This is a genomic window from Psychrobacillus sp. NEAU-3TGS (assembly GCF_029955155.1).
GTDB lineage: Bacteria > Bacillota > Bacilli > Bacillales_A > Planococcaceae > Psychrobacillus.
In genome coordinates this window covers 1,116,962-1,135,897 of record NZ_JAPNOZ010000012.1, presented here as the reverse complement: position 1 = coordinate 1,135,897, position 18,936 = coordinate 1,116,962, and the positions used below count along the sequence as shown (strand labels likewise).

Below are 18,936 nucleotides of genomic sequence, written 5' to 3'. Positions count from 1 at the left end.
TTTTTTTATAAATTCGCTCTCTTAATCTAATTTGTTTAAGAAGAATAATGCCAATGTGCCAGGTCCCGTATGTGCAGCAATCGTGGACCCAATCAGATAAATTTCAATACTTTTCGGGTTGAACTTTTCTTCAATCATTTGTTTTAGGGCAAGGGCTGTTTCCTCGTCATCTCCATGACTGATCGCAACAACTTGTTCATCTAAACGTTCACCGCGTTCTTCCATCACTTCAATCATGCGCTTGATTACTTTTTTACGCCCGCGAATTTTTTCAATAGGCACTAGTTTACCATCTTCCACATGAAGAAGGGGTTTGATGTTAAGCAATCCACCGATAAAAGCGCTAGCTTTAGAAACTCTTCCGCCTTGTGCTAAATAGTCTAAATCTTCTACGGTGAATAGGTGCTCCATATGCTCCGCTTGAAATCTAATTTTTTCTTCGATCGTTTGTAAATTCAAACCCTGTTCTTTTAAACGAGCTGCCTCTTGTACCAGCAGGCCATAACCTAGAGATGCACATTTAGAGTCAATAATGGTTAACTTTAAATCGGGATATGTCTCCATCACCTGTTCTCGCATCATAACCGCTGTGCTATACGTTCCAGAAAGTGCGGATGAAAAGGCGACATACAATCCTTCTTCTCCAGATTTTGCTAATTCTTCAAACACTCGTAAAAAGTTTTCTGGTGAAGCTTGAGAAGTTTTTGGATGGGCTCCTTTCCGAATTTCTTCATACACTTGTTTCGAATCGATTCCAATAACGTCCTCGTATTCTTGCTCACCTATATGAACTCGAAGTGGAAACAATTCCACAAGATGTTCTGCATAAAAAGATTTAGGTAAGTCGCAAGCACTATCTGCAAATAATTTCATCTTTTATCCCCCTCTAAAAAGCTATTTGCTTTAATTTTAATCTTTCTATTAAGAAGTCAGCAATCCCGTCTTCATTGTTTGTTTTCGTTATTTCATTTGCGATATTTTGCAATGGTTTGATGGCATTACCCATCGCAACCCCAACTCCAGCATATTCAATCATTTCTAAATCATTATCTTCATCACCGAAAGCAATGATTCGTTCTTGCGGTATATCCAAATAAGCGGAAACATGAGATAACCCAACTGCTTTGTTTAAGCCGTGACGAACAATTTCAATCACATCCCATGGAGCTCCCCATCTACGATGATCGATCACTTCTGCATGGACATCGCGTAGATGCTTGCGAACTAGGTCGACCGAGTCTTCCTCTGCATGGATAAGTAAACTCGTAGGATCTTTTTGTAAAATAGTACGTAAATCACCGGTCGTAATGTTAGGATTGCCTAATGCAAATGCAGACATCATCTGTTCGTCGTGATAATGTAAGTAGACATCATCTAGCACTTCTGCAAGCATGTTTTTAATGGAATAGCTTTCTACAGCCTCCACTACTTCTTTTACAACATTCAACTCAATCGGTTTATGTACAGTTTGCCATGACTTATTCATTGGATGATGTACAAATGCTCCGTTAAAATTGACGATTGGTGTATTTAAACCAAGCTCTTTATAATACATTTCACTCGATCTGTACGGTCTTCCAGTTGCAATCATGACTTCATGGCCTTCTTCTTTTGCTTGAAGAAGTGTATTTTTCGTTTTGTTTGAAATAACCTTTTCATCTGTCAATAAAGTTCCATCTAAATCTAATACTATTAAATGACGTTGCAATTGAAAAACTCCCTTCTATTCTTATATAAAGTGTATCGTGTTCACAGAAGAAGGTCAAAATGTATAGTTTATGCTTTTTGTAAATTTTGAAATGCTTTGTTAGAATAATAATATATCCAAAAAGGTGGGGGAAGTAAATGATTGTACAACAAGAATGCTGGAGTAATATTCCTTTATTACATATTTATCATGAAGAAACGCAAAATAACGCACCAATCGTCCTTTTTCTACACGGTTTTGAAAGCGCAAAAGAGCATAATCTCCACTACGCATATCAATTAGTGCATGATGGATGTCGTGTCATTTTACCGGATGCCCACTTACACGGGGAACGCGATGAACAATTAGACCAGGTCGAGATTAGCCTGCGTTTTTGGGAAACGGTATTAACTTCTATAGAGGAAGTCGGTATATTACAGAAAGAATTACAAAAACGAGGCTATTTAAGCAACCAGAAAATCGGGATTGCAGGAACATCTATGGGTGGGATCACAACGCTTGGTTGCTTAACTACTTATCCTAGGATAGATGCTGCGGTTATCTTAATGGGAACGCCGGGTTATGTAGAGCTTGCAAAAGCACAGATGGCACAAGTGGAGGAAAAAGGCTTTCAAATACCATTAAATGCAGAAGAAAGAAAAGATATGCTTGATACTTTATCTAGATTTGACGCAACAAATCAAATGGAAAAACTAAGTGGCAAGTCGCTGTTTTTCTGGCACGGAGAGAAAGATCCAGTTGTACCTTTTGCACCTACTGCACAATTCATTAAAACTTTTGAAGAAAAGTATGGTGACCAAACGATTGAATTTGTCAGAGAAAAATCAGCAGGACATGCGGTATCACGCAAAGGAATGCTAGCCGCAACAAAATGGCTTGCAAACAGTTTGGCATAAGTACACTTGTTTGTTATGATGAATGAAAGTGATAAAGGAGGATTTCAAATGGATCAAGATATGAAAGACAGCATGATGGCTGCCCTAGAAAATGTAATTGACCCTGAGTTGGGCGTTGATATTGTCAATTTAGGTTTAGTATATGATGTAGATTTGACAGAAGAAGGTACAGCAAACGTTACAATGACGCTAACTTCTATCGGCTGCCCAATGGGTCCGATGATTGTAGATCAAGTCAAAACAGCGCTTGGTGAATTACCAGAAGTAAAAGAAACAGAAGTAAACATTGTCTTCAACCCACCATGGTCGAGAGAAAACATGTCAAGATACGCAAAAATCGCTCTTGGCATTAGATAAATAGAAAAAGCGCAAGGCATCTCTGTTGATTGCCTTGCGCTTTTTTGTGTGGAAAGAAATACATTGTTAGAGGGAATAAGTGGCAAAGGGCAACTAGATTAAGTTGAAGGCAACCAATTCATTGGGGAAAGCAATCATATCAGCAGTGAGTGCAACCGATCACTAAGCGAAGGCAACCAACCACTCAACAAGAGCAATCAACGCCAAATTAAAAAGCACTTTCCATGCAAAAGCATGAAAAGTGCCTTATTTAATCAATGCGGCAAATATGTAATGGACAATTGTCGCATTCTACTTCGGTACGCAAAAATTGGAGATCATGTACTGTGATAATTCCTTTAACAAAAGAAATGATGCCGAGCTTTTTTAAATCATTTAACATACGATTGACTACTTCCCGGCTTGTCGCACAAAAATTTGCTAGTTCTTGATTTGTTAAGGTATAGTCGATTACCACGCTACCATCCGTTTGTTCTACGCCATATGTGTTAGTAAGACGTATTAGTGTGGAATAGAGAGCACCTTTTTTGCCATGCAGCAATAAATCTCTAAAGCGAGTTTCATTTTTTAAGTTATGTGTTTGAATAATCTTCATCCACTCCATTATTAGCAATGAAGAGGAGGATAAAAGTTTCTCAAGCTGCTCCCGGGGTATTACTAATAAGTGAGTGGGTTCATTCGTATGGGCTGAAACGGAATGATAAATAACTTCGCAAAAAACAGCGGTTTCCCCGATAAAAGTATTTGGACCAGCAATACGAATCGTTAACACTTGACCACTTTCTGTATCTTTCGTTATTTTGACAGAGCCCGATTGGATAAGGTAGACATCCTCCGAACGTTCTCCTTCTAGGAAAACAGGGCGATTTTTTTCTATTTTATGAATGGAACCAAATTGCTCAAATAATGAATAAATACCTTGGGGTGCGTTCATATAAAATCACAACCTTCCCTTCGATAAATTTATAATAGCATATTCCCTAAAAGTATTTAGCTTAAATCACTTTTCTTTACAAATTTGAATGAAAGATATTATAATTGAATTAGTCAAAGAAGGTCAAACAATTTCAGTAAGGAGATGTTTGGTTATGCAAATGAAACAACAAGATGAAAAAACACCTTTAGAAACGTACGGACGTAACTTAGTTACTGCGGTAAGAGAAGGAAAAATGGATCCTGTAATTGGACGAGACCAAGAGATTCGGGATGTCATTCGAATATTATCAAGAAAAACAAAAAATAATCCAGTGTTAATAGGTGAACCGGGTGTTGGTAAAACAGCAATTGTGGAAGGATTAGCACAACGAATCGTTCGAAAAGACGTTCCGGAAGGGTTAAAAGAAAAAGAAATTTTTGAGTTGGATATGAGCTCACTGATTGCTGGTGCGAAATACCGCGGGGAATTCGAAGAACGTCTGCAAGCTGTCTTAAAGCAAGTAAAAGAGAGCGAAGGACAAATTATTTTATTCATCGATGAAATCCATACGATTGTTGGTGCTGGTAAAACAGATGGAGCAATGGATGCAGGGAATATGCTAAAGCCGATGCTTGCTCGTGGTGAACTGCATTGTATTGGTGCTACGACCTTAGATGAATATCGTATGTATATCGAGAAGGATCCGGCGCTTGAAAGACGATTCCAACAAGTATTAGTTCGTGAACCTTCTGTTGAAGACACCGTTTCTATTTTACGGGGATTAAAAGAACGCTTTGAGTTGCATCATGGTGTACGTATTCACGACCGTGCTATTGTTGCAGCGGCGGAGCTTTCGAATCGATATATTACAGAAAGATTTTTACCAGATAAAGCAATTGACCTTGTAGACGAAGCGTGTGCAATGATTCGAACAGAAATCGATTCAATGCCACAAGAGCTTGATGAAGTGACAAGAAAAATGATGCAATTACAAATTGAAGAGCAAGCACTCATGAAAGAAAAAGATGCAGCAAGTCAAAAACGCCTAGAAATATTACGTGAAGACTTAAAAGAGCTAGAGCAATCTTCTAGCGAAATGCGCAATAAATGGAAAGAAGAAAAAGAGTCTATTCAAGTCATTCAACAAAAACGAGAAGAATTAGACCGTTATCGTCGAGAGCTAGAAGATGCGGAAAATAAATATGATCTAAACAAAGCAGCCGAGCTGCGACACGGTAAAATTCCGACATTGGAGAAAGAATTACATGTATATGAGCAACAAGTGAATGATGACACTAGTAATCGATTATTACGTGAAGAAGTTACTGGTGAAGAAATAGCATCCATTGTTTCAAGATGGACAGGAATTCCTGTAACAAAATTAGTAGAAGGAGAACGTGAAAAACTGCTCCGTTTAAAAGAAACACTTGGTGAACGAGTAGTAGGTCAAGATAAAGCGGTTCAATTAGTAACAGAAGCGGTTTGGCGTGCAAGAGCAGGTATTAAAGACCCGCATAAACCAATTGGTTCTTTCTTATTTTTAGGTCCTACTGGTGTGGGGAAAACGGAGCTGGCGAAGTCACTAGCGGCTAATTTATTTGATTCGGAAGAGCATTTTATCCGCATTGATATGTCTGAGTATATGGAAAAGCATAGTGTTTCTCGACTTGTCGGAGCACCTCCTGGATATATTGGCTATGAAGAAGGCGGTCAATTAACCGAAGCAGTGCGTAGAAACCCATATTCAGTTGTCCTCCTGGATGAGATTGAAAAAGCACATCCAGATGTTGCGAATATTTTATTGCAATTAATGGATGACGGAAGAATTACAGATAGCCAAGGTAGAATCGTAAACTTTACAAATACTATTGTTATCTTAACCTCCAATATCGGCTCACAATATCTAGCAAATACAACAGGTGTTGTCGGTGAAGAGGAAGAGGCACTAGTAATGGCAGCTCTACGTGACCATTTCAAACCAGAGCTATTAAACCGTATGGACGACATTGTTATGTTCCACTCCTTAACTACGCATCATTTTGAAAAAATTGCAGCGAAATATGTGAAACAGTTGCAAAAACGTTTACTGGAACAAGAGATTACATTACAAGTTGAAAATTCGGTTATTAAGTGGATAGTAGAAGAAGGAACAGACGCGGCGTTTGGTGCTAGACCATTAAAACGGTTCATTCAACGCAATTTGGAAACGGCGGTAGCAAAACTGTTAATCGGAGGAAATGTACTTCCAGGTGGAACAGTAGTAGCTACGATAGAAGATGGGGAATTAGTTATTAAGTAAATCGTGATGATACCTACTTGCTTGCGGTTCGTTAAAAAAACAAAACAGCTCCCAATTTCGGGAGCTGTTTTTTAGTGTTGTTCTTTTGGAAGCGGATCGTTTGGAATAATTGCTGTAATGATAAAAACCATAATAGCAACTGGTATTGACATAATAAGCCCATCTTTAAACACGAATTCTACATTTTGTACAGAACTTACTACGTAATTTAACATAGAAACTAAAATAGCTGACCAAATAAACGTCATAATATAATGCATGTAATTTCACCTCAGAAGCTAATTTTTACTTATATTTATCATATCACAACAAAAGGCTTTTACAAAAGAATATTTGAATTATGAAAGTCTATTGTTGAAAATTGTACATAAATTCGTTATTATTAATACCAGGTACTAATAATAGATTATAAGAAAAGGGGAACTTTCATGAATGCAGGAATTATTGGGTTAGGAACATACTCACCTGAAAAAGTATTAACAAATGAAGACCTTGAAAAAATGGTAGATACCTCAGATGAATGGATTCGAACACGAACTGGTATAGAAGAAAGAAGAATAGCAAGCGATGATCAAGATACATCACATTTAGCATTTGAAGCTGCGAAAGAAGCGATTAAGGATGCAGGAATTTCACCTGAACAAATTGGACTTATCCTTGTAGCAACTGTAACACCGGATACTCCGTTTCCAAGTGTTTCCTCCATGCTACAAGATCAATTAGGGGCAACAAATGCTGCAGCAATGGATATTTCGGCAGCTTGTGCTGGATTTATGTACGGATTAATAACTGCCAAACAATTTATTGAGTCAGATACGTATTCACATGTACTTGTGGTAGGTGTAGAAAAGCTTTCTAAAATTACGGATTGGGAAGATCGTAATACTGCTGTGTTATTTGGTGATGGAGCAGGAGCTGCTATAGTTAGTAAAGTTTCAGAAGGCCGTGGAATTTTATCATTCGAACTAGGTGCCGATGGAAGTGGCGGTAAACATTTATACCAAGATGGTGCACATTTAGCTATGAATGGTCGAGAAGTATTCAAGTTTGCTGTAAGACAAATGGGTGAGTCGGCTGTCAATGTAATTGAAAAAGCGGGACTTTCCAAAGATGATATCGATATGTTAATTCCACACCAAGCGAATATTCGTATTATGGATGCTTCTAGAGAAAGATTAGGATTACCAACAGAAAAAATGTCTAAAACAGTTAATAAATATGGAAATACGTCTTCGGCATCTATCCCACTTTCTTTAAAAGAAGAATTAGACAATGGGAAAGTAAAAGACGATGATATCCTAGTGATGGTAGGCTTTGGTGGCGGCTTAACTTGGGGTGCCATTACGTTAAAATGGGGAAGATAATAAATGAATCTTGAAAGGATGAATATGCATGACGAAACGTAGGGTTGTTGTAACAGGAATAGGTGCTGTTACACCGCTTGGTAACGATATAGAGACAACTTGGTCTGGTATTAAAGAAGGTAAGTCAGGCGTAGGTATGCTGACAAGACTTGATGCAAGTCAGTTCTCAGCAAAAGTTGCAGCAGAAGTAAAAGATTTTGATATAGAGAAATACATTGAACGAAAAGAAGCACGCAAAATGGACCGTTTCACTCATTATGCACTTGCTGCTTCTATCATGGCAGTGGAAGATGCTAATTTGACGATCACAGAAGAGGTAGGTCTTCGAACTGGTGTATGGATTGGTTCTGGTATTGGTGGTATGGAGACATATGAAAATCAATTCCGTGTATTTTTAGAAAAAGGTGCTCGTCGAGTTAGTCCTTTTTTTGTGCCGATGATGATTCCAGATATGGCTGCTGGTCAGGTATCTATTTATTTTGGAGCAAAAGCAATTAACTCTTGTTCGGTTACTGCTTGTGCTTCCGGTACAAACTCTATTGGGGACGCATTTAAAGTAATTGAGCGTGGGGACGCAGATGTAATGATAACAGGTGGGGCAGAGTCGCCTATTACACATATGTCTGTTGCAGGTTTCTGTTCTAATACGGCGCTTTCATTGAATACAGATCCACAAACCGCATCAAAACCATTTGATGCGAACCGTGATGGATTCGTTATTGGAGAAGGGGCAGGAATTATTATTTTAGAAGAATATGAACATGCAGTTGCCCGTGGAGCGAAAATTTATGCTGAAATTATCGGTTACGGCTCCACAGGAGATGCTCATCATATTACAGCTCCAGCACCAGGAGGAGAAGGTGCTGCTCGTGCGATGCAACAAGCAATTGATGATGCAGGTATAAACCCAGAGCAAATAGATTATATTAACGCACATGGAACTAGTACTCCATATAATGACCAGTTTGAAACAATGGCCGTGAAATCTGTTTTTGCAGAACACGCGTACAATCTTGCGATGAGTTCTACTAAATCCATGACGGGTCATTTATTAGGAGCTGCTGGTGGAGTAGAAGCAATCTTTACAGTGCTTGCATTAAAAGAAGGTATTTTACCACCAACAATGAATTTAGAAACACCAGATCCAGAATGTGATTTAGATTATGTACCAAATGCTGCAAGAAAAGCAGATATCGAATATGCCATGAGTAATTCACTCGGATTTGGTGGACATAATGCGAGTATATTATTTAAAAAACTATAAAAATATAAAAAAAGCATTTCCAAGTTAAAATTTGGAAATGTTTTTTTTTATATATTAATAATTTGATGAGTTAAAGTGGTAGTTTAGTAGTGATATAGCGAGTTGAATGATATTTTATTGATATATTATGTCGAAAAATGATGGACCATTCACAAATTTTTAAAAATATTATTATTGAATTAAAATAGCTAAAACACTTGGAAACACTGGTTTTTCAACCTGTTGTCAATTTTCTAAAAAGAGTAAATAAAGGGAATTGATAAAAAATAATTATTGCGATTGTAAAGATATTGTAATAGACTTTGTAATTAAGGTAACAAAACTGAAAAGTGTAACAATTTAATTAACTTTTTTTAATGTTAAAGGGACAATAATCGATTGCATGAAAGGAGAATTACTTTGAGCAGCACAGAGCAACTTTTATCGATTAATAACTTACATACGGGTTTTCGGATAAAGGATACATATTTTGATGCAGTCGATGGCGTATCAATTTCGCTAAAGAAAAACGAAATCCTTGCCATCGTTGGTGAGTCTGGATGTGGCAAGTCAACACTAGCTACATCTATTATTGGACTGCATGATCATAACAAGACGAGAGTAGAAGGGGAAATTATTTACAAAGGGATTAACCTTGCAAAGTTGGATGAAGAGAAGTTTAACGAAGTTCGCGGGGAAGAGATCGGAATGATTTTCCAAGATCCCCTTTCTGCATTGAATCCTTTAATGCGAATTGGCGATCAAATTGAGGAAGGTTTAGCATTTCATACAAAGATGTCTAAAGAAGAGCGAGACAAACGTGTTTTAGAGCTGTTAACACAAGTAGGAATCTCAAATCCAGCGCGTATTGCAAAACAGTTTCCACATCAACTATCAGGTGGTATGCGACAACGGGTCATTATTGCCATCGCAATTTCCTGTAAGCCAAATATAATCATTGCAGATGAACCAACAACAGCACTAGATGTAACAATCCAAGCACAAATTTTGGATTTATTAAAAGACTTACAAGCAGAGACGGGATCAGGAATTATATTAATCACCCATGATTTAGGGGTAGTAGCAGAAGTAGCAGACCGAGTTGCCGTTATGTATGCCGGCCAAATTATTGAAGAAGCTCCTGTAGAGGAGTTATTTGCAAATCCATTGCATCCATATACTCGCTCTCTATTCAACTCCATTCCACAAATGAATAGTGAGAATGAGAAGCTACAAGTAATTCGAGGAATTGTTCCATCTCTAACGAATTTGCCAAGAACAGGTTGTAGATTTTCTGCACGTATTCCATGGATTTCAGAAAAGATGCATGAAGAAAATCCATCAATGCACGAAGTTTCTCCAGGTCACCTAGTTAGGTGTACTTGCTGGCAGCACTTTGACTTCCAAAGTGAAGAAGGAGGAATAGCAAGATGAGCTTTATGCAAATAAATGACCTAAAAGTATATTATCCAATTCGTGGAGGATTTTTTAATACAGTTGTAGACCAAGTAACAGCGGTAGATGGGATCTCCTTAGAATTTGAAAAAGGAAAAGCATATGGCTTAGTTGGTGAATCTGGGTGTGGTAAATCGACGACTGGTAAATCGATTATTGGGTTAGAGAAAATTACTTCTGGAAGCATTATTTACGAAGGAGAAAATGTTACACATAACCGCAGAGGGCGTGGATCTTCCTACAATCGAGATATTCAAATGATTTTCCAAGATGCTCATTCTAGTTTGAACCCTCGTAAAAGGGTGCAAGATATCATTGCGGAGCCGATCCGAAACTTTTTGAAACTTTCGCCAGACGAGGAAAAGCGTAGAATTAATGAACTACTTGCCATTGTAGGAATGAATGAAGATGCAAAATTAAAATATCCACATGAGTTTTCTGGGGGACAAAAGCAGCGTATTGGAATTGCTCGTGCAATTGCTTGTAATCCAAAACTCATAATTGCGGATGAACCTGTATCTGCACTAGATCTTTCCGTTCAAGCACAAGTACTAAACTTCATGAAAGATATTCAGCAGGAATTTGGACTGAGCTATTTATTTATCTCACATGATCTTGGGGTAGTGAAGCATATGTGTGATCATATATCAATTATGTACAAAGGGCGCTTTGTTGAATCTGGAAATCGTCAAGACATATATACAAATCCACAACATATTTACACAAAACGATTACTATCAGCGATTCCAGATGTGAATCCAGTAGGGCGTGAAGAGCGAAAAAAGGAACGAATCGAAGTAGAATCACACTATGCTGCTAATCATAAAAATTACTATGATGAAAATGGAAAAGTATACGATTTGAAAAAATTATCCATGACACATTTTGTAGCGATGAGTGCTCACGAGAAAGGGGGCATTTAATATGTGGAAGACAATAGTTAGACGAGTATTAATCATGATTCCCCAATTATTTGTTCTAAGTCTATTAATCTTTATCATGGCTAAACAGTTACCGGGAGATCCATTTACAGGATTGCTTACACCTGATACAGATCCTAATCGAATTGAAGAACTCCGGGAACTTGCAGGTTTAAATGATCCTTGGTATGTACAATACGTGAACTGGATTGTAAACGCGGCACAAGGAGATTTAGGGAAAAGTTATACGTATAAAATAAAAGTATCCACACTCATTGGAGAGCGAGCTTTAAATACATTTTGGCTATCTCTTGTAAGTGTAATTATATTATATCTTATAGCAATTCCGCTCGGTGTTTTAGCTGGACGTTACCAAGATACATTTCTAGATAAAATCGTCGTCTTTTACAGCTTTGTCACTTATGCCATTCCAACATTTGTTTTGGCTCTGATTTTCTTATTTATATTTGGTTATCAACTACACTGGTTTCCAACGGTAGGTAGTGTAGATATTAAATATGACTCAGGAACTGTTGGATACCTCTGGAGTAAGCTATATCATATGCTGTTACCAGCTTTCACCACCGCGGTATTAGGTACGACTGCCGTTGTACAATATTTGAGGTCTGAAATTATTGATGCAAAATCTTTAGACTATGTACGAACTGCTCGAAGTAAAGGGATTCCAGTAAACAAAGTTTATTCAAGACATATTTTTAGAAATTCCTTACTTCCAATTGCTGCCTTTTTAGGATTTACGATTACTGGATTACTAGCAGGGTCTATTTTCATTGAAACGATCTTTGGTTATCCAGGAATGGGACAGTTATTTATTTCCTCACTAGTCTCACGTGACTATAGTGTAATTACTGCACTTGTTATGTTATTTGGCTTCTTAGCATTACTAGGTAGTCTACTGTCCGATATCATCATGAGTATTGTCGACCCAAGAATTAGGATCGAATAGTTCAACTAAATGTTAAGGAGAGAAAAATAACATGGCTAAACAAGCGACAGTTGATATTAAAAAAGAAGAAATAAACTCTCCTCCAACAGGTATGCAAGTTGTTTTTAGAGAGTTTAGAAAAGATAGATTGGCAATGTTTTCACTGATTTCATTAGTAGTAGTTATAGTAGGTGTCTTTATATGGACATGGTTTATTGATCAAGAGGCTTTAATGCGTGTTAGTTTACGAGATAAATATGCAGAACCCGGAGAGAAGTTCCTTCTAGGAGCTGACCAAGGTGGAAAAGATATTTTAGGTCAATTAGTAACTGGTGCTCGCAATTCCATCGCTATTGCTATAGCAATCACTTTAATAACAGTTTCTTTCGGGATAATCGTTGGTTTGGTTTGTGGATACTTTGGAGGATGGATCGATAACATGTTCATGCGAATTATCGACTTCTTTATTACCATTCCTTCTTTAATGGTAATTATCGTCTTTGTAACGATTATTCCAAAATATACGGTTAAGGAATTTATTTTGATCATGAGTTTATTTCTTTGGACTAGTACTGCGCGTCTTGTCCGGAGTAAAGCATTATCAGAGAGTAGACGGGATTATGTCAATGCATCAAAAACAATGGGAACCCCAGGTATTTTAATCATATTCAAAGAAATTATGCCAAATTTAAGTTCCATATTAATCGTAGAATTGACATTAAATTTTGCAGGAAATGTAGGGATTGAAACAGGGTTAACTTATCTTGGATTTGGATTGCCCCCACAGACCCCAAGTCTAGGAACCCTTATAAGCTATGCAAATAACCCACTTGTATTACAGGATAAGTGGTGGGTTTGGTTACCTGCATCGCTCTTTATCTTGCTAATGATGTTGGGGATAAACTACGTAGGGCAGGCGCTACGCCGTTCGGCAGACGCGAAACAACGTTTAGGATAACTGTTTTTGGTATTAAACGCATGGACGTTTGATATATATGAAAATAGAGAGTAAAAAGGAGGAAAAGGAAATGAGTAAAAAGCTTTGGGGATTGCTGGCATTGCTACTTGCATTTATGCTTGTACTTGCTGCTTGTACCGGTGATGAGAAAGAAACTAGTAGTACTAATGAAGGAACAAAAACAGAAGATACGACTAAGAGTGAAGGTAATGAAGAAGGTACTGAGGAAGATGCAGAAGAACCAGCTGCAGAAGATTCAGATGCATTATTCCCATTATCTGTTGAAAACGAAGGAGACGCAATTTCTGGTGGTACTTTAAAAGTTGCTATGTCTAAGGATGAGCCTTTCCAAGGTATTTTTTCATATGTATTGTATGAAGACGCTTATGATGCGGAAATTTTAGCGTATGCATCAAACTCTCTTTTCGAAACAGATGGAGATTTCTTATTAACTGATGAAGGTATTGCTAGTATTGAAGTAGATCAAGACAACAATAAAGTATTAGTAAAAATCCGTGAAGGCGTAAAATGGTCTGATGGTGAACCATTGAAAATCGAAGACTTAATCCAACCTTACTTAATCATTGGTCATAAAGATTACACAGGTGTTCGTTATGACGTAGATTTCCAAAACATTGTTGGTGCTGTTGAGTACCATGATGGTAAAGCAGATACAATCTCAGGTCTTAAAAAATTAGATGAAACAACATTAGAAATTTCATTCAATAAATTATCTCCAGCTATCTTTAGTGGTGGAGATGGAATCTGGACTTACGCAGAACCAAGTCATATTGTTAAAGATATCCCTGTTGCAGAGTTAGTAGAATCTGACGCAGTTCGTAAAAACCCAGTTACATTAGGTGCATTTATCATTGACAAGATTGTACCAGGAGAATCTGTTCAGTTAGTTGCAAATGAAAACTACTGGAAAGGAAAACCAAAGTTAGATGGAGTTTTAATTAAAGTTGTACCAACAAGCTCAATTTCAGTTGCTTTACAACAAGGAGAATATGATGTAGCTATCTCTTTTAATGCTTCTAAAATGGAAGAAGTAAAAGACTTTGATAATATCGATATCTTAGGTCGTCAAGAGCTTTACTACTCTTACCTTGGTTTCAAGCTAGGGAAATACGATTATGATAATAGTGTTGTAGTAACAGACGTAGAAGGTTCAAAAATGGGAGACGTAAAATTACGTCAAGCAATGGGATATGCACTTGATGTAGAGCAAGTTGCAGAAGTTTTCTATAATAACTTACGTGAACGTGCAAACTCACTAATCCCACCAGTATTTGCATCTTTCTATGATGATTCATTAGAAGGATATACGTATGATCCAGATAAAGCAGCTGCATTATTAGACGAAGCTGGTTTCAAAGATGTGGATGGCGATGGAATCCGTGAGGATAAAGAAGGCAAGCCATTTGAAATTAAATTTGCAACGATGTCAGGCGATGACGTTGCAGAAGATATTACACAATTCTATATTCAAAACTGGAAAGATGTTGGCTTAAATGTAACGTTAACAACAGGACGTACAATCGAATTCAACAGCTTCTATGATAAAGTTCAAGCAGATGATCCAGAAATTGATATTTTCATGGCTGCATGGGGCACTGGAACAAACCCATCTCCAGCAGGTTTATATTCTAAAACAGCAGAATATAATTTCAGCCGTTACTCTTCTGATTTCTTAGAGGAAACACTAACAAATATCGACTCACCAAAAGCATTTGATGCTGATTACCGTGCGGAACAATTCCGCGCATGGCAAGAATATATGGCTGAGCAAGCGCCAATTATTCCAACTATGTACCGTTATGAGTTAGTACCAGTAAACAAACGCGTGAAAAACTGGAATATCGATTATGCTAATCCAACTGAATTACAAGATATTGAATTAGTATCAGACACTGCAGTTAAATCTACAAAATAATTTATAAAAAAACCGTTCCTAAACGAAAGTTTAGGAACGGTTTTTCATATGGTTTAAGAAGGATGTGATACATATAAGAATTCTATTATTTTTAATCAGTTACGGAATCGCAGTTATTAGTTGTTCTCATTTGTTATTATTCTTAAACTTTTTATCGTTAGGTTATTCATTGAATTCAGTGCTCATGTACATGCTTCAGTCAAAGGAATTTATTATGCTTTGTGGATCCTTTTTAGCATTAACGATTATCGTCTTCTTCCGAGGCCCATTGCGGCTTCCATTTTAGTCAAGGTTGCATTTGCTAATGCATTTGCTTTTTCTGCTCCAAGATCTAATATGTCGTCGAGCTCAGAAGAGTTTAATAATTCTTCGTATCTCGCCTGAATCGGAGTAGATGATCGATGATAACTTGCGCACAGATGATTTGAAATCACCATAGCCTTTTCCTTCGTATTTTTGTACAAGTGCTTCTATTGAAACGTCCGTTAAAGCTGCTTCAATAGTAAGTAGATTCGAAACGCCAGGCTTATTTTCAAGATCAAAAGCAACAATTCCTTCCGAATCTGTTACAGAACTTTTTATTTTCTTTTCAATTTCTTTTGGTGTGTCCAGTAAACGGATCGTCGCTTTTTTATTTGGATCAGATTTACTCATTTTCTTTAATGGATCTTGTAACGATTTAATACGTGCTCCGTTTTTCGGAAGTTGGATATCCGGAATCGTCAGAACTTCTCCGTACTTTTTATTGAAACGTTCCGCCAAGTCACGTGTTAACTCAACATGTTGTTTTTGGTCGTCTCCAACAGGTACGATATCCGATTGATACAGAAGAATATCTGCAGCCATAAGTGGCGGGTACGTTAATAATGCTGCGGAGACAGCCTCTTTTCCTGTTGATTTGTCTTTAAATTGTGTCATTCTTTCTAACTCGCCGATATAAGAAATACATTGCATAATCCATCCGGCTTGTGCATGAGCTGGAACTTCGGATTGGATAAATAATGTGGACTTATTAGGATCAATCCCTACTGCAATGTACAAAGCTGCAAGGGAACGAATATGACTGCGTAGTTCCTCTGGATCTTGTGGAATAGTGATCGCATGTTGGTCTACGATGCAGAACACACACTCGTAATCGTCCTGCAAAGCAGTAAACTGTCTAAATGCACCGATGTAATTGCCGAGTGTAATAATACCTGTTGGCTGCACGCCTGAAAAAATTTTCTTCATGTTATTTCCTCCTGATTTTTATTAATCCATTTACTTTCTTCAGAAGGATATTTCCACTGAAGAAAATAAAAAAACATCATGCATCCCTAAAAAGGGACGAATGATGTAAAATCCGTGGTACCACCCAGCTTGCTAAAATAATTAGCCACTCTTCTTCATAACGTGAAGGACACGGTCTATGCTACTACAAGTTTCACATAAACTGCTCGGAAGCCCATTCCATTTACCGTATGTTCTGTTTGCACCGACCACAGAATCTCTTGTCATACCGGATTAAATGTACTTTTCTTCGTCAAAGCTCAATTATTTTGTTTTGATAATTATATTATAGAAGAAACGCAAAAATCAAGCATAATAAACAACTAAAGCAATGCCCATACAAACTAGACAGCTCAAGCCTAAATAGACGATCGGCTTATAAGGAAACGATAAGATTTCGGATGGCATCCGCATTTCATTTGCTGTTTTCTTCATGTGCTTAGGTGTAAACACTTTTCGTGTGCTTGTCACAAAAAGATCGAAAAATCCACCAGCAACTACATACGTCATTAGCCCAAGAAATGTAATAGATCCTCCAATATAAAAGGAAATATTTATATAAGAACTGAGCGAAAAAGAACCGTATGTGAAGAACATAAGTATAAAAATTATAAGCTGTGCTGCTAAAAAATAAATAACTTTTCTCTTCATAATTCACCTCGACCAAATAAATTATAGAAGATTCACTTAAAATAATCAAAAATTAGACAATTCAAAATGTCAGAAATGAACAAATTAATTACCAATGATTCTCAAATGTTAGGTCTATGTAATGATTTTGTTACTATTTTGTAAAAATATTCTCGAAAAACCTGTACAAGTTTCTCTGAAAATGTATAATAATTATTGTAATGAATTTTTCAGACAATTTAAAAGGGGGTTATTCTTTTGAAGAATAGCAAGTTTGCTTGGCTTTTAAGCCTAATGTTAGTTGTTGCTCTTTTCTTAGCTGCTTGTGGCGGCGATAAAGAAGAAGGCACTGAAACAACTACAGACACAACAGATAAAGAAAAAGATGCAACAACAGAAGAAGTAGCAACTGACGAGGAACAAGTTCTTAACTTAATCATGACTGCTGAGATTCCAACAATGGATTCTGCTTTAGTAACAGATGCGGTTGGATTTGATCTACTTAACAACGTAAATGAAGGTTTATACCGTTTAAATCAAGATAACGTTGCTGAGCCTGCAATTTCTGAAGGTGAACCAACAGTTTCTGAAGACGGTTTAGTTTACACATTTAAATTACGTGATGCTAAATGGTCTGATGGCTCTCCAGTAACTGCGAATGACTTTGAATTTGCATGGAAACGTGCTATGAACCCAGATACTGCATCTGAGTACGGTCCATATATGATGGATGGCGTTATTAAAAACGCTACTGCAATTATGGAAGGTTCTGCTGAGTACACTGAATTAGGTGTAAAAGCTGTTGATGAAAAAACATTAGAAGTAACACTTGAAAAACCAACACCTTATTTCTTATCACTTATGTCATTTGGAACATTCTTACCACAAAAAGAAGAATTCGTTACAGCGCAAGGTGAAAACTATGCGAAAAATTCTGAAGCACTTTTATACAACGGACCATTTACACTTGCTAATTGGGATGGAACAGGATTATCTTGGCAACTACTTAAAAACGAAGAGTACTGGGATAAAGACACTGTAAAATTAACTGAAATTAACTATGATGTTGTTAAAGAACCAGGTACAGCTGTAAACTTGTATACGGAAGGTCAAAAAGACCGTGCTGGACTTACTGGTGAATTTGCAATGCAATATGCTGCTGATCCAGAACTAATTAACGAATCAGAAACATCTGTATTCTATTTCAAATACAATCAAGAACGCCTTGGAGAAAAAACTCCACTTGCTAACGTAAATATTCGTGAAGCAATGTCTAAAGGTTTCAATAAACAAGATTTAGTAGATGTAGTTTTAGCTAATGGTTCTGTACCAGCTAACTACTTAGTACCAAAAGACTTTACTTTCGATGAAGATGCAAATGATTTCCGTGACGTTAACGGAGACATGGCTGAATTCAATGCAGAAGAAGCAAAAGCTGCATTTGATAAAGGTTTATCTGAACTAGGAGTTTCTGAATTAGAGATCGAACTTCTAAACGGAGATACTGAGTCAGCTAAAAAAATGGGTGAATACCTAAAAAATCAATTAGAAACAAACCTACCAGGTTTAACTGTTAAATTGAAAGAAGTTCCATTTAACGTACGTCTAGATCTTGACACAAACCAAGATTATGAAATGCAAATTGCTGGATGGGGACCTGACTACCAAGATCCTTATACATTCATGAACTTATGGTTAACTGGCGGCGGTAATAACCAAATGTCTTATTCTAACCCAGAATACGATAAACTTGTAACTTCTTCTGTTAATGAATTAGCTCAAGATCCAGAAGCTCGTTGGCAAGCACTTGCTGATGCTGAAAAACTTCTGATTGATGAAGATTTCGGAATCGGACCAATTTACCAACGTGGATTAATGTTCCTTCAAAAACCATATGTTAAAGGTATTGTTGCTCACCCATTCGGTGGAGACTATAGCTACAAATGGGCTTATATCGAAGGTAAAAACTAATTTAGTGAATGTTTAAAATCACATAGATTGAGAGTATATGGTATCCATTTGGGGCCATATACTCTCTT

General features: G+C 37.1%; 16 protein-coding genes, 1 pseudogene and 1 other annotated feature. Of the genes and pseudogenes, 11 read left to right on the top strand and 6 right to left on the bottom strand.

Annotated features, from left to right (window positions below; genetic code table 11):
• Window positions 1-21: 21 nt before the first annotated feature.
• Both OR571_RS22005 and OR571_RS22000 read right to left on the bottom strand, forming a co-directional pair.
• Window positions 22-873 (bottom strand): DegV family protein, encoded by an 852-nt coding sequence (locus tag OR571_RS22005; protein WP_282246040.1) that lies wholly within the window; start codon window positions 871-873, stop codon window positions 22-24.
• A 13-nt stretch (window positions 874-886) separates the two neighbouring features.
• Window positions 887-1,708 (bottom strand): Cof-type HAD-IIB family hydrolase, encoded by an 822-nt coding sequence (locus tag OR571_RS22000; RefSeq protein ID WP_282246039.1) that lies wholly within the window; start codon window positions 1,706-1,708, stop codon window positions 887-889.
• Window positions 1,709-1,845: 137 nt separating this feature from the next.
• On the opposite strand from OR571_RS22000, the gene OR571_RS21995 reads away from it, so the two are divergent.
• Together OR571_RS21995 and OR571_RS21990 are read left to right on the top strand one after the other, a co-directional pair.
• On the top strand, window positions 1,846-2,604 hold the full coding sequence (locus OR571_RS21995) for a prolyl oligopeptidase family serine peptidase (protein WP_282246038.1): 759 nt from the start codon (window positions 1,846-1,848) through the stop codon (window positions 2,602-2,604).
• A gap of 48 nt (window positions 2,605-2,652) precedes the next feature.
• Window positions 2,653-2,961, top strand: coding sequence for a metal-sulfur cluster assembly factor (locus tag OR571_RS21990; protein WP_142537496.1), 309 nt, complete (start codon window positions 2,653-2,655; stop codon window positions 2,959-2,961).
• A 250-nt stretch (window positions 2,962-3,211) separates the two neighbouring features.
• Here OR571_RS21990 and OR571_RS21985 read toward each other — a convergent pair whose 3' ends face one another.
• A complete protein-coding gene (locus tag OR571_RS21985; protein WP_282246037.1) occupies window positions 3,212-3,895 on the bottom strand; it encodes a Crp/Fnr family transcriptional regulator in 684 nt (227 codons plus the stop codon).
• A gap of 154 nt (window positions 3,896-4,049) precedes the next feature.
• Here OR571_RS21985 and OR571_RS21980 point away from each other — a divergent pair, with 154 nt between their 5' ends.
• A complete protein-coding gene (locus tag OR571_RS21980) occupies window positions 4,050-6,176 on the top strand; it encodes an ATP-dependent Clp protease ATP-binding subunit (protein WP_282246036.1) in 2,127 nt (708 codons plus the stop codon).
• A 71-nt stretch (window positions 6,177-6,247) separates the two neighbouring features.
• On the opposite strand, the gene OR571_RS21975 is transcribed toward OR571_RS21980, so the two are convergent.
• A complete protein-coding gene (locus tag OR571_RS21975; protein WP_282246035.1) occupies window positions 6,248-6,436 on the bottom strand; it encodes a YjzD family protein in 189 nt (62 codons plus the stop codon).
• A 168-nt stretch (window positions 6,437-6,604) separates the two neighbouring features.
• Here OR571_RS21975 and OR571_RS21970 point away from each other — a divergent pair, with 168 nt between their 5' ends.
• The 7 genes from OR571_RS21970 (at window position 6,605) to OR571_RS21940 (ending at window position 14,998) form a co-directional block, all read left to right on the top strand.
• Complete coding sequence (locus OR571_RS21970; protein WP_282246034.1) at window positions 6,605-7,540, top strand: beta-ketoacyl-ACP synthase III; 936 nt, start codon at window positions 6,605-6,607, stop codon at window positions 7,538-7,540.
• A gap of 28 nt (window positions 7,541-7,568) precedes the next feature.
• Window positions 7,569-8,804, top strand: coding sequence for a beta-ketoacyl-ACP synthase II (gene fabF, locus OR571_RS21965; protein WP_282246033.1), 1,236 nt, complete (start codon window positions 7,569-7,571; stop codon window positions 8,802-8,804).
• A gap of 399 nt (window positions 8,805-9,203) precedes the next feature.
• Complete coding sequence (locus tag OR571_RS21960) at window positions 9,204-10,217, top strand: ABC transporter ATP-binding protein (RefSeq protein WP_282246032.1); 1,014 nt, start codon at window positions 9,204-9,206, stop codon at window positions 10,215-10,217.
• On the top strand, window positions 10,214-11,161 hold the full coding sequence (locus OR571_RS21955) for an ABC transporter ATP-binding protein (protein ID WP_282246031.1): 948 nt from the start codon (window positions 10,214-10,216) through the stop codon (window positions 11,159-11,161). The genes OR571_RS21960 and OR571_RS21955 overlap by 4 nt, the downstream gene beginning before the upstream one ends.
• A gap of 1 nt (window position 11,162) precedes the next feature.
• A complete protein-coding gene (opp4B, locus tag OR571_RS21950) occupies window positions 11,163-12,125 on the top strand; it encodes an oligopeptide ABC transporter permease (protein ID WP_282246030.1) in 963 nt (320 codons plus the stop codon).
• A 31-nt stretch (window positions 12,126-12,156) separates the two neighbouring features.
• On the top strand, window positions 12,157-13,062 hold the full coding sequence (locus OR571_RS21945) for an ABC transporter permease (RefSeq protein WP_282246029.1): 906 nt from the start codon (window positions 12,157-12,159) through the stop codon (window positions 13,060-13,062).
• Window positions 13,063-13,132: 70 nt separating this feature from the next.
• Complete coding sequence (locus OR571_RS21940; RefSeq protein WP_282246028.1) at window positions 13,133-14,998, top strand: oligopeptide ABC transporter substrate-binding protein; 1,866 nt, start codon at window positions 13,133-13,135, stop codon at window positions 14,996-14,998.
• Window positions 14,999-15,243: 245 nt separating this feature from the next.
• Here OR571_RS21940 and trpS read toward each other — a convergent pair.
• Together trpS and OR571_RS21930 are read right to left on the bottom strand one after the other, a co-directional pair.
• Window positions 15,244-16,228: pseudogene (gene trpS / locus OR571_RS21935) on the bottom strand (tryptophan--tRNA ligase).
• Window positions 16,229-16,317: 89 nt separating this feature from the next.
• Window positions 16,318-16,533 (bottom strand) — a binding site (T-box leader).
• Between the two features lie 40 nt (window positions 16,534-16,573).
• On the bottom strand, window positions 16,574-16,918 hold the full coding sequence (locus OR571_RS21930) for a DUF3899 domain-containing protein (protein ID WP_282246027.1): 345 nt from the start codon (window positions 16,916-16,918) through the stop codon (window positions 16,574-16,576).
• Window positions 16,919-17,155: 237 nt separating this feature from the next.
• Here OR571_RS21930 and OR571_RS21925 point away from each other — a divergent pair, with 237 nt between their 5' ends.
• Window positions 17,156-18,868, top strand: a complete 1,713-nt coding sequence (locus OR571_RS21925) for a peptide ABC transporter substrate-binding protein (protein ID WP_142537509.1) — start codon at window positions 17,156-17,158, stop codon at window positions 18,866-18,868.
• The last annotated feature ends 68 nt before the right edge of the window (window positions 18,869-18,936 follow it).